This window comes from Bacillus alkalisoli (genome assembly GCF_002797415.1).
GTDB lineage: Bacteria > Bacillota > Bacilli > Bacillales > Bacillaceae_I > Bacillus_CD > Bacillus_CD alkalisoli.
In genome coordinates, this window is record NZ_KZ454944.1 from 3,053,245 (window position 1) to 3,068,120 (window position 14,876).

The 14,876-nt window shown below is 37.1% G+C and carries 16 protein-coding genes and 2 riboswitches; of the genes, 1 reads left to right on the forward strand and 15 read right to left on the reverse strand.

The features are described from left to right. Window positions 1–4: 4 nt before the first annotated feature. Window positions 5–982, reverse strand: a complete 978-nt coding sequence (locus tag CDZ89_RS15215; protein WP_096155284.1) for an aldo/keto reductase — start codon at window positions 980–982, stop codon at window positions 5–7. Window positions 983–1,187: 205 nt separating this feature from the next. Here CDZ89_RS15215 and CDZ89_RS15220 point away from each other — a divergent pair, with 205 nt between their 5' ends. Continuing rightward, window positions 1,188–2,264: a diguanylate cyclase gene (locus CDZ89_RS15220; RefSeq protein WP_096155285.1), complete on the forward strand. Its 1,077-nt coding sequence runs from the start codon at window positions 1,188–1,190 to the stop codon at window positions 2,262–2,264. A 7-nt stretch (window positions 2,265–2,271) separates the two neighbouring features. Here the strand turns inward: CDZ89_RS15220 and thiE are convergent, their stop codons facing one another. The 14 genes from thiE to CDZ89_RS15290 all read right to left on the reverse strand — a co-directional run bounded on the left by thiE (window position 2,272) and on the right by CDZ89_RS15290 (window position 14,652). Continuing rightward, the gene (gene thiE, locus CDZ89_RS15225) at window positions 2,272–2,910 is read right to left on the reverse strand and encodes a thiamine phosphate synthase (RefSeq protein ID WP_096155286.1); all 639 of its coding nucleotides are present in this window, start codon (window positions 2,908–2,910) and stop codon (window positions 2,272–2,274) included. Further along, window positions 2,907–3,710, reverse strand: a complete 804-nt coding sequence (gene thiD / locus CDZ89_RS15230; protein WP_096155287.1) for a bifunctional hydroxymethylpyrimidine kinase/phosphomethylpyrimidine kinase — start codon at window positions 3,708–3,710, stop codon at window positions 2,907–2,909. The genes thiE and thiD overlap by 4 nt, the downstream gene beginning before the upstream one ends. A gap of 16 nt (window positions 3,711–3,726) precedes the next feature. Continuing rightward, complete coding sequence (locus CDZ89_RS15235) at window positions 3,727–4,746, reverse strand: thiazole biosynthesis adenylyltransferase ThiF (protein WP_100333929.1); 1,020 nt, start codon at window positions 4,744–4,746, stop codon at window positions 3,727–3,729. A 1-nt stretch (window position 4,747) separates the two neighbouring features. Then, window positions 4,748–5,521, reverse strand: a complete 774-nt coding sequence (locus CDZ89_RS15240; protein WP_176483754.1) for a thiazole synthase — start codon at window positions 5,519–5,521, stop codon at window positions 4,748–4,750. Beyond that, window positions 5,518–5,724, reverse strand: coding sequence for a sulfur carrier protein ThiS (gene thiS / locus CDZ89_RS15245; RefSeq protein WP_096155290.1), 207 nt, complete (start codon window positions 5,722–5,724; stop codon window positions 5,518–5,520). The genes CDZ89_RS15240 and thiS overlap by 4 nt, the downstream gene beginning before the upstream one ends. 13 nt (window positions 5,725–5,737) lie before the next feature. After that, entirely contained in the window at window positions 5,738–6,859 is a 1,122-nt protein-coding gene (gene thiO, locus CDZ89_RS15250) for a glycine oxidase ThiO (RefSeq protein ID WP_100333930.1), read from the reverse strand. Between the two features lie 10 nt (window positions 6,860–6,869). After that, on the reverse strand, window positions 6,870–7,469 hold the full coding sequence (gene tenI, locus CDZ89_RS15255) for a thiazole tautomerase TenI (protein ID WP_100333931.1): 600 nt from the start codon (window positions 7,467–7,469) through the stop codon (window positions 6,870–6,872). A 414-nt stretch (window positions 7,470–7,883) separates the two neighbouring features. After that, window positions 7,884–7,988, reverse strand: a riboswitch (TPP riboswitch). Between the two features lie 60 nt (window positions 7,989–8,048). After that, window positions 8,049–8,846: an energy-coupling factor transporter transmembrane component T family protein gene (locus CDZ89_RS15260; RefSeq protein ID WP_100333932.1), complete on the reverse strand. Its 798-nt coding sequence runs from the start codon at window positions 8,844–8,846 to the stop codon at window positions 8,049–8,051. Beyond that, window positions 8,824–10,278 carry an ABC transporter ATP-binding protein gene (locus tag CDZ89_RS15265; protein WP_100333933.1) on the reverse strand — a complete coding sequence of 485 codons (1,455 nt, stop codon included), beginning with the start codon at window positions 10,276–10,278 and terminating at the stop codon, window positions 8,824–8,826. The genes CDZ89_RS15260 and CDZ89_RS15265 overlap by 23 nt, the downstream gene beginning before the upstream one ends. Before the next feature lie 301 nt (window positions 10,279–10,579). Next, a complete protein-coding gene (locus tag CDZ89_RS15270; protein WP_096155295.1) occupies window positions 10,580–11,164 on the reverse strand; it encodes an ECF transporter S component in 585 nt (194 codons plus the stop codon). 17 nt (window positions 11,165–11,181) lie between these two features. Continuing rightward, the gene (tenA, locus tag CDZ89_RS15275; protein ID WP_096155296.1) at window positions 11,182–11,865 is read right to left on the reverse strand and encodes a thiaminase II; all 684 of its coding nucleotides are present in this window, start codon (window positions 11,863–11,865) and stop codon (window positions 11,182–11,184) included. Between the two features lie 196 nt (window positions 11,866–12,061). Next, a riboswitch (TPP riboswitch) is annotated at window positions 12,062–12,168 on the reverse strand. A 495-nt stretch (window positions 12,169–12,663) separates the two neighbouring features. After that, the gene (locus CDZ89_RS15280) at window positions 12,664–12,978 is read right to left on the reverse strand and encodes a YbjQ family protein (protein WP_096155297.1); all 315 of its coding nucleotides are present in this window, start codon (window positions 12,976–12,978) and stop codon (window positions 12,664–12,666) included. Further along, a complete protein-coding gene (locus CDZ89_RS15285) occupies window positions 12,959–13,162 on the reverse strand; it encodes a hypothetical protein (RefSeq protein WP_096155298.1) in 204 nt (67 codons plus the stop codon). Before CDZ89_RS15285 ends, CDZ89_RS15280 begins: the two co-directional genes overlap by 20 nt. A gap of 206 nt (window positions 13,163–13,368) precedes the next feature. Further along, a complete protein-coding gene (locus CDZ89_RS15290) occupies window positions 13,369–14,652 on the reverse strand; it encodes an MFS transporter (RefSeq protein WP_096155299.1) in 1,284 nt (427 codons plus the stop codon). Between the last annotated feature and the right edge of the window lie 224 nt (window positions 14,653–14,876).

A 14,876-nucleotide genomic window follows, 5' to 3' on the forward strand; every position in this document is an offset into this window, starting at 1 on the left:
TTTTCTATGGTAATCTGTTCCCTCTTGCAGTCACATAAAGTGAGTACCATTCTTCTCTTGTCATTAGTACCGATTGACGAACGGCTTCTGCACAGTTTTTAATACGAATAGGGTTGCTCGTTCCGATGACTGGCTGAACTTTTGCAGGGTGGCGCATTAACCATCCAAGTACAATCGCTTCTTTTGATGTTTCTTTTTCATCAGCCATTTTTTCTACTAATAAAGCAGTGTTTTTTTCTGCATCAGACATATTATCCATCTTGTTTCCTGAGAAAATGCCCTTAGCTAAAGGTGACCATGCTTGAATTTGTACATTGTGTAACATACAGTGCTCTATTAAACCATCTGCAAAATGAGTGGATTCCCCAGCCTTTTGGTTTACATGTACTCCTTGATCTACCCAATCCAACTTATTTAAGCTCATCTCTAATTGATTCACAACTAAAGGTTGATCGATGTATGCTTCAAGTAATTGCATTTGCGATTTATTCATGTTTGATACACCGAAATGGTTCACTTTCCCAGAATTACGTAACTGATGGAATGCTTCTGCAACTTCTTCTGGTTCCAATAATGGATCAGGTCTATGTAATAAAAATATATCTAGGTAATCAGTGTTCAATCTATTTAATATACCGTCTACTGAATCAACGATATACCCTTTGGAAAAATCATATCTACCAGGACCTTTGTCATCGTCAAAACGAATGCCACATTTGCTTTGTATTTCGATTTGCTCTCTTAAGTTAGGACGAATTTTTAACACTTCACCAAAAACTCTCTCCGCTTTTCCACGAGTATAAATATCTGCATGGTCAAACATCGTAATTCCTGTAGAAAGAGCCATCTCTACCGCTTCTTCTGCTATTTTTATATGTTCTTTCGTAATGGAAGAGTTATCCCATCCCCCACCTAGTCCCATACATCCAAGAATTAATCTACTAGAACTAATTTCTAGATTCTCTAAAGCCATCTTTCTCATGAGCACATACCTCTTTCTTTAATATGTAAAAAATCTGTACTAATCATACCATACATCATTTATTATCTTTCTCAAAAAAGTAAGCAATTCCCCCTTTTTTCAAAAAATGTTATGGTATAATTTTGATAAACGGGGCTTTTTACTTTTATCCCAACACGACCCGTGCATTCATTCTATAAAATTATAGGAAAAAGGGATACTCAAAATGATAAGTGATTTATTTGTCAATATAACTATTTTAATTACGTTTATCTATTTCTGGCATATTCTCTTTAAGAATAATAGGCTCTCTATTGAATCTCCAATAAAATTCAAGTTGATAGATGGTGTAATTGCAGGTTTTCTAGGCATAATTCTTATGCGATATGGAATTAGTGTTAACGAGATTACGATTCTAGACTTAAGGCATATCCCTATTATATTAGTAGCTTTTTATGGGGGAATAATTCCGCCTTTAGTAGGGTCTATCATCATTATTATTGGTAGATATTTAATAGATGTTAATTTTTCTTCTCACGTGGCATTATTTATGATGTTACTTATTGGCGTTGGTTCAGGGTTAATTGGACAGTTTGTGAAATGGAAAATGTGGAAAGTTTGGTTATTATTAATTTTATATAGCCAAGCTATCTTTTCCATCGCCCTTTACATTGTGTCCCCTAACTATTTAGCAGTTTTGGATGCAGCAATCTTACACATATTATCTGCTATAATTGGTGGGCTTTTTGCTTTTTCGTTTGCCAGAAGCATTCGGTTAAGTACAGAGTTATATTTCAAATATAAAGAACATGCAAAAAAAGATGCTTTAACACAGTTATACAATGTTAGAGCATTTCATAAGTTTTATACTCAATATATACAAAGAGCAAAAGAAGAAAATATTCCGTTTGTTTTAACATTATTAGATCTAGACCATTTTAAAAAAATTAATGATACATATGGCCATATGGCTGGAGACGAAGTATTAAAACATTTATCTTCTATATTAAAAGAGGAAGTAAACGATGGTATCGTATCTCGCAACGGTGGGGAAGAGTTTTCGATTTTACAAATTGGGCATGATCGAAAAGATGTCTTCATTAAAATGGAAGAAATCAGAAATAAGATTGAATCTACTCCATTCCGTCTGCAAAACGGGAAACAGATCCACATTACACTGTCTTTCGGAATTGCTCAATACAATACAAGGTATAAAGATGACTTTAGACTTTATCAATTAGCTGACGATGCTTTATATCTTGCAAAAAATAATGGAAGAAATCAAATAAAAGTAGCAAAATAACTCTAGGTTATTTTGCTACTTTTTTCTTTAATTCCATAACTGCTTTATTAGGAGAGAGTGCTTTAGATATAGCGGAAATAACGGCTACCCCGTCTGCCCCAGCTTGAACAACTTCTTCAGCGTTTTCTGTTGAGATTCCACCGATACCTACGATTGGTAGCTCTACTCCTGCTTTTCTAATAGAAGAAATAACGCTCGGCCCTTTAACCTCTTCAATATCTTCTTTCGTTGAAGTGAAAAACATAGGACCAACTCCTATATAATCTGCACCTTTTTTTTGAGCTTCTTGTGCCTCTTCCACATTATGAGTGGACACACCTAAGATTTTATTTCCAATCAACTTTCGGACTTCTTCAATATTCCCATCTTCTTGTCCAATGTGAACTCCATCAGCGTTAAGTCGCATAGCTAAATCAATATCATCATTTACAACAAAAGGCACTTGGTTCGCTCGACAAATATCCATTAATTGCTTGGCTAACTGGAACTTCTCTTCGCCAACTTTTGAGCCTTCCCCTTTTTCTCTAAATTGAAAAAAAGTAATTCCTCCATCTATAGCTTCCTTCAAAACCTCTGTTGGGGATTTTAAGCAATTGGTACTTCCCATGACAAAATAAACTTGCATATGTTGTTTTGTTACGTTCATAATAACACCTTCGTTTTTTTGTAAGCCCAATGGTTTGTAGGGCCATGGCCACCGCCAATGCCTAGTTCATTCTTTATCGCCGCATGAATAAATTCTTTTGCCGTTTTCATTGCTTGCTCGGCAGACTTTCCTTTTGCAAGTTCCGCTGTAATGGCTGCTGCAAATGTACACCCTGTTCCATGTGTATGATTTGTATGAATCCGAGTACTTCTTAACTCAAGAAACTCATTCCCATCATAAAATAAATCTACTAACTCATCTTCTTCACCATGGCCACCTTTTACAACAACATAATCTGATCCGAGCTTGTGTAAAAGTTTTGCCGCTTTTTTCCTTTGTTCAATAGTATCAAGTGTCATTTCTGTTATCACTTCTGCTTCAGGAATATTTGGCGTAATAAAAGTAGCTAAAGGTATTAATGAGTCACGCAAAGAGTTTATCGCTTCTTGTTGTAAAAGACGAGCACCGCCTTTTGCAATCATTACAGGATCCACTACTACATTACCCCAGTTAAACTCATTAATCTTGCCAGCAACAGCTTCAATTAGTTCGCTGCTAAATAACATACCAGTTTTTAACGCATTCGGTTTTAAATCTTCATTTAGTGAATTCATTTGCTCTAATACCGCTTCAATTGGAAGAGGATAAACACCTTGAACACCTAAAGTATTCTGGGCAGTAACAGCAGTTATTGCAGACATCCCGAACACTTCTAGCTCTTGAAAAGTCTTTAAGTCTGCTTGAATACCTGCTCCACCACCACTATCAGAGCCAGCTATTGTTAATGCTTTATAAACCATCATGTACCTCCTCCTCTTATCCACCAAAATAACGATGATAAAGCGTTTTTGCTTTGGCTATTTCTTTTGTACCATGAACGAGAGCGCGGCCGTCTTGAAATAGTACAATTCGATGACCTTCTAGTTCACATGATAATAAAAATGGATTTTGCTCGACCTTTACATTTTGTGAAGCAAGTACCTTTTCTACTTCTTCCAAATTACGTTGTACGGCTCTAGCAGGGCGAATTTGAACAGTATCCCTACCACAAAGCACGGCCGTTTTCGTTTGATTTTCAAAATCTAAATAAGGATAAGTAGGTGTTTCTCCACATGTATGACAATCAATGCTTTTCATTGCGGAAACATTTAATGCAACATACTGATTTTTCCATAGATCAAACGATACTAGCTTATTTCTTAGCGCATCCTTATCACCAGTTAGTAATTTCATTGCTTCACTAACTTGATGAGCTACTACCATTTGTACAGCTGGAGAAATAATTCCAACTGTATCGCATGTTGCTCCTCCTAGTGGCATTGCTTTTAATAAGCATTGTAAACAAGGAGTTTCACCAGGAATAATTGTATAAGAGAGGCCATAGCTTCCAACACAAGCACCATATATCCAAGGAATATTATACTTATGCGCAATATCATTTATAATAAAGCGGATATCAAAGTTATCGGTGGCATCAATAATTAAATCCACTCCATCCGCAAGCTGTTCCATTACATCCGGTGTAGCATCTAGCACATGAGCTTCTATTATTACTTCACTATTTATTGCTGCTAGTCTAGATTTTGCTGCCATCGCTTTCGGTAGTTTTGCCTCTGCATCTTCTTCACTATATAATTGCTGTCTTTGCAGATTACTCCACTCGACATAGTCTCTGTCCACGATCGATAGCTTTCCAATTCCAGCACGAACTAGCGCCTCGGCATTTCCCGTACCGAGTGCACCAGCTCCTATTACTAATACATGCTTTTCCCTCATATTTCTTTGTCCTTGCTCTCCTATTGGTGTGAACAAGATTTGACGGGAATAACGTTCCATTTTAGCTCACACTCATTCCTTCTGTTGGGCTACTCGCTGTTGCATAACGTTTTTTCTCCATGCGTCCAGCTTCATAACCTAATCTTCCTGCTTCAATTCCTAGCTTCATAGCATGTGCCATTTTCACTGGATCGTTTGCTGCTGAAACTGCTGTATTTAGTAACACACCATCTGCTCCTAATTCCATTGCATAAGCAGCATCTGCAGGTGAGCCAATTCCAGCATCAACAATAACTGGTACATTTGCCTGTTCAATGATGAATCTTAAGTTTAACGGATTCACAATTCCTTGCCCTGAACCGATTGGAGATGCACCTGGCATAATGGCATGTGAACCTAACTCTTCTAATTTTCGTGCTAACACAACGTCATCTGAAGTGTAAGGTAAAACGATGAATCCTTCTTTTATTAATTCTTCTGTTGCTTTTAATGTTTCAACTGGATCCGGTAACAATGTTTTCCAGCACCCAATAACTTCGACTTTAATCATGTCGCATAATCCTGATGCTTTTGCTAGTTTAGCAATTCGCACTGCTTCTTCTGCCGTTTTAGCTCCAGCCGTATTTGGTAAAAGTGTATATCTATCTAAGTCTAGTTTTTCTAAAAAGTTCGGTTGGCTTGCTTCAAAAATATTCATTCGACGAACAGCAAATGTTAAAATATCTGCTTCTGATACTGCCACCGCTTCTTTTTGAATATCAAAGTTTGGGTACTTCCCAGTTCCTAATAATAAACGTGACTTAAATTCGTATGGTCCAATTTTTAACATAATCATCCGCCTCCAACAAAATGTACTAATTCTATTTGATCTCCATCGTTTACATGTTCCATTTCATGTGAATCTTTTTGTAAAATCTCTTTGTTTTTTTCCACTATAACTACTTTTTGATCTAGCTTAAAATGAGCAAGCAGCTGTTTTACAGTTGTTACTTCACTTGGAAGCTCCATTATTTCTCCATTAATAGAAAGTTTCTTCATTTGCTCCCCTCCTTTATGTAGTAACTGTTAATCTATTTAATTTAAAAGCTTCCATATACTTGGGTAGTTCATGTCCCTTAACGATATTCGCTATCGTTTCCCCAGTTATTGGTGCTAGTAAAATACCATTTCGGTAATGACCTGTTGCGATGATCATATTTGAAAATTGTGGATGCAATCCTAAGAATGGTAGTTCATCACCTGTTTGCGGCCTAATACCAGCCCAACTTTTTTCAAAAGTTGCCTTAGCAATGTCTGGAATAAGCGAAGTTGCTTTTTCCATTAGTGAAAGCATTCCTCCAACAGATACTTTTTCTGAAAATGTATTAGGAATCATCGTTGCACCAATTATTAGCCTGTTTCCACTTTTCGGTACAACGTAGCAACCAGTAGCAAAAATCGTACTCGATATGATTGGTTTATCTGCTAAGACAGATATACATTCTCCCTTTACAGGATGAGCATTTATTGTCAATCCTGACTGTTCTAAAAGTCTCTTACTCCATGCACCTGTAGTAACAATGACATGTTCTGAGTTAAACTCACCATCATTCGTAACGACACCTGTTATCTTGGAACCTTCTCTATGAAATTCGTAAGCTTCTACATATTCCTTTACATCTGCTCCTAGGGCTATTGCGCTTTTGCAAAAAGCAGCTGTTAAATGGATAGGGTTTACATGTCCATCATTCGGAATAGTCATCGCACCAAGTACATTGTCACTTAAAGATTTTTCCTTATCTAAAACTTCTTCTTTTGTTAGCCAGCTTGTTTCTTCACCAAGATTACGTTGGGCCTCGATTATTTGTTTGAGGTGTACTACTTCTTTATCAGTTCTGGCAACTTTCAGCATTCCTTTTTGAACAAGTTCAATATCAATGCCACTAAATTCTTTTAGTTCTTCTTGAAGAGCTGGGAATTTACTTCTACTCGATCGAGCTAATTCAAATAATGGGCCAGCCTCCGTTAATTCCACTTGAGCTCCGAGCATACCAGCTGCAGCGTTGGATGCTTTGGAACCAATTTGGTCTTTTTCTAAAAGAAGTACTTTATAGCCTAACTTGCTTAAATTAAATGCAGCAGCACAACCGTTTACTCCGCCACCAATAATAATGATGTCATACTTTTTATTCATGATGTACCTCCTATCTTACTAGCGTACTAGTTTGATATGTTTTCGCTGCTTCTACAACATCTTCAGCACTTACTATTCCACTCATAATCGCCACACCACTACCGCCTAAGTCGTGAATATCTTTCACATTTTCTGGTTTAATTCCACCGATAGAAATAACTGGTATGGACACATTGTTTATTATCTTTTTTAGTTGAGCTAATCCTTTTGGAATTTTCCCTTGTTTAGACGTTGTTTCATATATGTGGCCAAACAGAAGGTAATCTGCTCCGTTTTGCTCAGCATATATAGCTTCTTCTAATGAATGAATAGAACATCCTAACAGTAGATTGGGAAACGCTTTTCTAGCTAGTTTAATATCTACACTGTGATAAGCTAGCTGAGCACCTTTGAGGTTCATGGAATGGGCAACATCTAATCGGTCATTGATGATTATTTTTTGTGATGGCACGCCTTGTGCGAGTAAATTTTCCACAGTGGATATAAGTTCGGATGCTGTTCTATGCTTTTCTCTTATGTGCATGTAATCGACGTGTGGATGGATACTAGTAAAGATATTTACAAGTTCGTCTACTTGCTTTTTTCCATCAGAAATGACATGTAGTTGCATACTTTACTCCTTTAAATTCAAATGCTACCTCTTCAAGAGTACTAAATGTTGATGTTGGCGGAAGGTGCTCGCTTTCCGCGGGTGGTCTCGGGAGCCTCCTCGACGTTACACGCCTGTGGGGTCTCCCTTGACGCACTATTCCCGCAGGACAAGGAAGGCTGCGGGAGCGTTACATCGCACGAAGAAAATGTGGAAGCATTTTCGAGGAGTCTCACACCTTCCGCCAACATCAACTAAACATATAACAAAAACTTAATTACGTCTTTAACTTCATTAATTCTGGTACAGGTTCCTCTGAAAAGAATGCTAGAATAAGTATTACCATCGTTGTTAAAACACAAAAAACCACTCTCTACTTTTTTAGCGTAGTGAGTGGTTTATTTTACATATTTCTTCTTATCGAAATGATTAGATGAAAAGGTCCGGCCACTTCCCTACGCTAGTGCTAACTAGATCAGGTTCAAAGGGTCTGGAAATCGTTCTTTCCATCTCAGTCAATAGACTCCCCTAGTGATAATGTTTATGAGATTGTGACCTTAGTATACCATAAATCTATTACTTTTCAAAACAATCCATCTGTTAATACCGAACATCGGTTACTGAAAAATAAGGATAAGCAACTGCCAAATAATAAGAAGTAAAAATTAATATAAAAAATGTCGACACATATAAAAGATCATTTTTTGATAAAGTTACGTTGTAGTAAAAAGTACGTTTTTTTTGTTTTGAAAATCTTTTTGCTTCCATGGCAACCGCAATTCTGTGTGCCCTACGAATGCTTTGTGATAGTAAAGGGATACTATAAAATTGCAACTTGGAGAACATTGCCTTTACTCCTTTTTTACTCTCTACACCTCTAACGACCAACGCTTTACGTAATGTTAAAAACTCTTCTATCATAATGGGAATTAACCTTACTGCCGCTAAGAAACTGTAAGCATATTTAGGTGGTAGCTTACACTGCTGCATTAATGAATAAAACAATAATACTGGTTTTGTCGTAAGGGCAAAAAGCAACCCTAAAACGCCAAATACTGTTGCGCGTAACCCTAAATGTATCCCTCTATAAAAACTTTCTTCCGTGACATGTATTAAACCAAATTTTAGCCACGTTGTATCTCCCTTACCGAACATCGCCATTGGAGCCATAGCCGAAAGAAATATTAATAGGAAAGGAATGAGTAGTAAAAGTTTTACTTTCGTTAAATGTCCTGTAGCAAAAAAGTATAGAACTAACATGAAGATTGTCATGTTTAGTAGTATGTTAATGTTGTGTATGAACACCACCACGAAAAAAAATAGCAACATACCTAGTAATTTGAAACTTGGATTTACTCGATGCAACCAAGTTTCTTTAACTTCCAACGACCATTGCATGTTGTTCTCTCCTTTCTTGCTTTTTGACATATTCCTCTTTACGAAGTTGCGTTGACAGCACACCATTCTCCACAACCCAAACAGTGTCCGCAAAATGATCCACAATGTGTTCGTCATGCGTGACCATAACGATACTAACACCTTGCTCTTTTAGTTCTTGCAACCATTTAAGCATAGAAAACGTATTTTTGCTGTCTTGCCCAAAGGTCGGTTCGTCTAACAAAAGTACTTGTGGATGATGGACGACAGATGAAGCAACACTTAACCTTCTCTTTTGTCCCGTTGATAAAGAATATGGATGATTATTTTCTACATGTTTTAAATGAAATTCTCTAAGAAATTGCTCAACTATCGCTTTTGTTTCATCCTCTGCTATTTTATTTATCTTTAACGTGTAAGCAATCTCTTCAGACACAGAGTTTGTAACAAACTGAAACTCCGGGTTTTGAAAAACAAAAGCTAACCCACCTTGCGGATTGGGGTTATTTGAATGAATCATACAATCCCCTTGTGTTTTCAATAAACCCATGATAGATTCCAACAACGTGCTTTTTCCAGCGCCATTCTCTCCAACAATGGTGATCCATTCACCTTTATGAATGTTTGCTTGTTCCACTTTAATCTTTTCTTCTTTTCCTCTAAATCCTAGTAGCTGATCCATCGAAACTAGAACATCCTTTTGGAATGGCTTAACAGTTGGTTTTGAATTATTTTCAGCAAATTCTTTCCACACACCTGGGTACCATATACCAAATTCTTTTAATTTTTCTTTATAATCATGAAAAATCACATCTGTTTTTCCATCCGCTAGTATCGAGCCATCTTCTTGAAATACGACCACTCTATTTGCAAAATCCAACAAATAATCTAGCTTGTGTTCTACTATAATAACCGTTTTGTCCTGACCAATCTTTTTCATCGTTTCCCATAATTCTTTTGTTCCTTGTGGGTCGAGCATGGCGGTTGGCTCATCTAAAAACAATACATCCGGTTCCATTGCTAAAACGGATGCTATCGCTAATCTTTGCTTCATACCACCAGATAGTTCATTAATTTTCGTATGTGGTGACTGTAAGTGTAAGCCAACCGTCTGAATTAGTTCTGTTATTTTTTCATCCATATTCTCCCGTGGAACAGCTAAATTTTCTAACACGAATGCTAGTTCCTCATCGACATATGGCATACAAAATTGTGTATCTGGGTCTTGGAACACATAGCCCCAAGATTCAGGTAATTGTAATTCTTCTGCAATCATAGGTACGTCGATTGCTTCAGGTATTAAACCAGACAATACTTGTAAAAGCGTTGACTTTCCACATCCTGATGGTCCTAGGAGTAGTATTTTTTCACCTTCATCACATGTAAAGGAAAGGTCATTAAAAAGTCTTTCTCCACCTGGATATTTCAATCGTATGTTTTTTGCTTTAATCATGATAACTCCTTTATTTGAGTCAATTTATTTACTTGGCTATGTTATGAAAGACCGCTGTTTATTTCCGTGCAAGGCTTCGCTTTCCGCGGGCGGTAAAAAGGAAGGTTATTTTCACTATCGTGAAAAAACCTACTCCCTCGGCGCAAGTGCCTGTGGGGTCTCCCGTCTCCCGCTGGACAAGGAAGGCTACAGAGAATACATCCTTCGTAAGAAAATGCGTATGCATTTTCGAGGAGTCTCCCCCTGCAAGAAAATCAACAGCTATAACGTAATTAAATATCAACACAAAACTTTATTATAGTTATTTACTTAAAGAATCGTAATCTTCTTTGCTTGCAGGGCGAAGTAAGTTTGTAACTCCTGTCTTTTCTAGAGCTTTTACAATGACATAAGCTAGGACGCCAGCGAACAAGACAGAGCCAATTAGGCGGAATGTAACCTTTAGCATTAAATTCCATGCTTCTAGATCGAATAGATAACCTCTGTAAATATCCATCACAAAAGAGCCAAATGCAGAGCCAATTCCAGCAAGAGAAACGACTAGTAAGTCGAAACGTTTGTAACGGAATGCCATAAACACTAGCTCAGCAAATAAACCTTGAAGTACTCCGTAAACTAACACTTCTACACCAAATTGAGAGCCAACAATAAATTCACCAGATGCAGCAGCAACTTCCGCTAAAAACGCTACTCCAGCTTTTCTTATAATCAAATAGGCAACTGTTGCAGCGATAAACCACATTCCATACGTAAGTTCCTGTACTTGCATACCTGTTAATCCGACAAAGTCATAGACAGTTCCCCATAGTTTATAAATAATCCCGAACACAATTGCGATTAAGATAGTTACTAAAATATCGGTTAGTTTTAAGCCTTTATTTTTCATCTTCTTTGTCCTCTCTCTTACGCGTTTACTTTGTTAGGTCGAACTGGCCACTGCTCTAATGTGTAAGCCATTTCCCAAAAGCTATACTCATATTGACTGCTCAACATAAAGTGTTCTTTCATTCTTTCACGCTCTTCAACAGATGCTTTTTCTGCTAATTCATCTAATCTTGCAATCTGCTCTTCTACTAATTGGCGGAACCAGTCGCCACCATAAGCTGCAATCCACTCTTGGTAAATTGGTTCCTCAGGAGTTGAGCCCCTTAATCTTTCACCAATCTCGTAATATAACCAATAGCATGGTAATAGTGCAGCAATTACCTCGCCAATACCACCAGATAATACAGCCCGATACATATGAGATGTATAAGCGTATGCCGTTGGTGCTGGTTTAAATTTTTTTCTCTCATCCTCCGTAATACCTAGACGTTTTGAGAAGTTTTCGTGTAGGGATAATTCTGCCTCATATGTTCCTTGAGCGTGTGCTGCTAATCTGGAAGTTGTATATAAATCAAATGCTTTTGCACCTGCATATGCTTGCACTCTCGCGAAATGACTTAAGTAGTACGCATCTTGCATCACATAATATTTGAATGACTCTAGCGATAAACGACCATCAGCAAGTCCTGTTACAAACGGATGGTTAAAGCTTGCTTCCCAAATATGGTCTGCTTCTTGCCTAATTTGTTCTGAAAATTTCATTTCTCATTCCTCCTAAAAATAAATGTTGCCTACTAACATGGAAGTTCAACTTGAGAAGTAGTTGCGCGCACGACTACTTTCTAGTTTCCCTAGCCTATTTTCGGCAAATAAAAAACCACCTACGTTACGCATTTGCGCAAAGAAGGTGGTTGAATACACAGAAATTCGTGTTTGCTCGCACTTTTATGTAGTACAAACATTCATCCGTCCACTTCCCTACGCTCGTATTAACGAGATCAGGTTCTAAGAGTCTTAGAGTTACACTCTAATCTCAGCCTTAAGAAGGCACCCCTAGTGGTTGATCGTTAAGGACAAAAAATTTGCCCTTTAAAACTATATGTTGTTTTCTGATAATTATCATAACAGTTTTCACAAATTTGTCAAAACTTTTTTAATTTAATCGATTTCATAATTACTGTTCGTTTAGTGAAAAACGAATGTTCCGTTTTTTATAATTAGGCTATGTTAAAGGTTGCTGTTGATTTCCGTGCAAGGCTTCGCTTTCCGCGGGCGGTAAAAAGGAAGGTTATTTTCACTGCCGTGAAAAAACCTACTCCTCGGCGCAAGCGCCTGTGGGGTCTCCCGCTTCCCGCTTCTCCCGCAGGAGTCTCAGCCTTGCACGGAAATCAACAGGTAAGTATATAAATATCAACACTAAGCTTTAACACAGCCTATAATTAAATAACGTTCGATATAAAACGTAAATTATATGAAAGAATAGGTTTACTATTCGTTTTTCGTTTAGTAATTGTACTTTATGAAACTCACTCAATTGAATTAATATAATACACTTGAAACTTACTCTACTGTTACTGCTGTTCCATATGCAATGATTTCAGATGCATTTGGCATCACGTTCGATGTTTCTAGACGAACTGCAATAATAGCATTTGCTCCTTTAGCTTGGGCATCTTCTACCATTCTGCCAATTGCCTTTTGACGAGCTTCCGTCATCATGTCGGTATATCCTTTAATTTCTCCACCTACAAGTGTTTTTAGTCCAGCCATAATGTCTCTACCAACATGCTTTGATTGGACAGTACTTCCTTTTACAAAACCTTTTAATTCTTTCACTTCTTTTCCAGGTACAAAATCAGTAGTCACGATAATCATTTTCGTCATCCTCCTTCTTTTCTTTAACTCTTTCTATGATTAATAATATCATTAACGTTATGAAAGCTATTACAATAAAAGCATAAAAGTAAATGGCTACTACGATGTTTACAAAGAATAGCCCTACCCCTACTAACTGACCTACTGTGACGATCCATAATAGTAGCGATTTTATTTTTTCCATGTATGTCTCCTTTTATAATATCTGATAAGGGTTCTAACAGTTGATGTACGCTACAGGTGCTCGCTTTCCGCGGGTGGACTCGTGAGCCTCCTCAGCGCTCTAGCGCTTCCAGGGTCTCACTTGTCACACTTTTCCCGCAGGAGTCTCACACCTGTAGCGTACATCAACTCACTATCTTTATAATCATTATTCCTTGTCTAATAGTTTTATGCGGAAGGAACTTTTTGTAGTTGTAGCAATTCTTCTGTTTCTTCTTCTTTTGCGTATTTTGGTAACGTAAAGCTGTAGTAAATCGCAACGAATAACATACAGCCACCTACAATTAAATGTAGTCCTTCGATAGATAAAATTTTCGGAAATGCTACTGCAATAAAGCCTAATGTAATAGTTTGCGATAACATCATAAGAGGACTAATCCATCCTTGGACCCGCCCCATCATTTTTGGGTCAACTATTCTTGGTAACCAGCCACCTATTCCTATATTAATGAATGGTAGAATTAATCCTACTATAACACTTAAAGAACAATAAACTATGAAATTTGTTGAATAAGCTGTTAGTGAAATAAATAGTGCTGTTATGAATAAACCAACGATAATCATTTGATATAATTTCATTTTTTTTACAAAAATAGATGCAATAATACTACCTAGAAGGATAGATAGTCCAAAAGCTATTCCAAGATACATCATCAATTGCTCATAATTATCTGGAGATATTTTATATTTTAAAATATAAGCCGGCATAACCGTTAAACCACCATTTACAATACCGAAAACAAAAAATCCAACGATAATATTTAATAAAAGTTTGTGTTGTAAAATATACGTCAATCCTGCTTTAAAATCCTTTAATACAAACTTTATATTTATGTCTTTCATGGAGTGTTTACCATTAGGCAATCTAACTTCTTCTGAAATTTTACATGCGTTAATGAGTAATCCACTAATAGTGAAAGTGACTGCCCCAACGATAATTGCTCCTTCTAATCCTATCGTCCAATAAATCCATATTCCGAGTGCATTTCCAAATAACATAAAGATACTACTAGTCATTTGGTTTAAACCTGCTGCAACTGTATATTCATCTTTTGATAAAATACCTTGAATAATCGCTCCTTGTGCAGGATGAAAAAACTTCGAAACCGCACTACGTAAAAAAAGGATTGCGAAGACTAATGGAATGGAATCAAGGTATATAGCCCCAAATAATGCTAACGTTAATACCGCACATATATAGTCTGAGTAAGCTGCAATTTTTTGACGATCTAGTCTATCTGCTAATACTCCTACTAGAAAAAACACCGCTAGGGTGGGCAAAGAATACATCATTTCTGTTAGAGCGGCGTAGGCAGGTTGCTCGCTGAACCGGTCTAATAAATAGAGCATGAATGCTGCAATTCCAATAATACTTCCTAAAGTAGATGTAAACGAAGCAAAAAAGAGTTTTGAGTAATTTTCTTTTTTGAAGATCTGAATGATATTTTGCATTGTTTTCTCTCCTAACGTTACCCCTTATTTATGTATATCATATATAGTAATTGGGGTAGAAAGTAACGGTCGGAGGAATTTTTGCATATCGGTCTAGAGGATGAGGTGGAATGGTTCAGGAGGTTTTAGTAAAGGGCTGTATTAGTTCGCTGCTGATTTCCGTGCAAGGCTTCGCTTTCCGCGGGCGTGTCTAGTTTCAGCGGCTAGCTCCGTAAGTCTAGCCA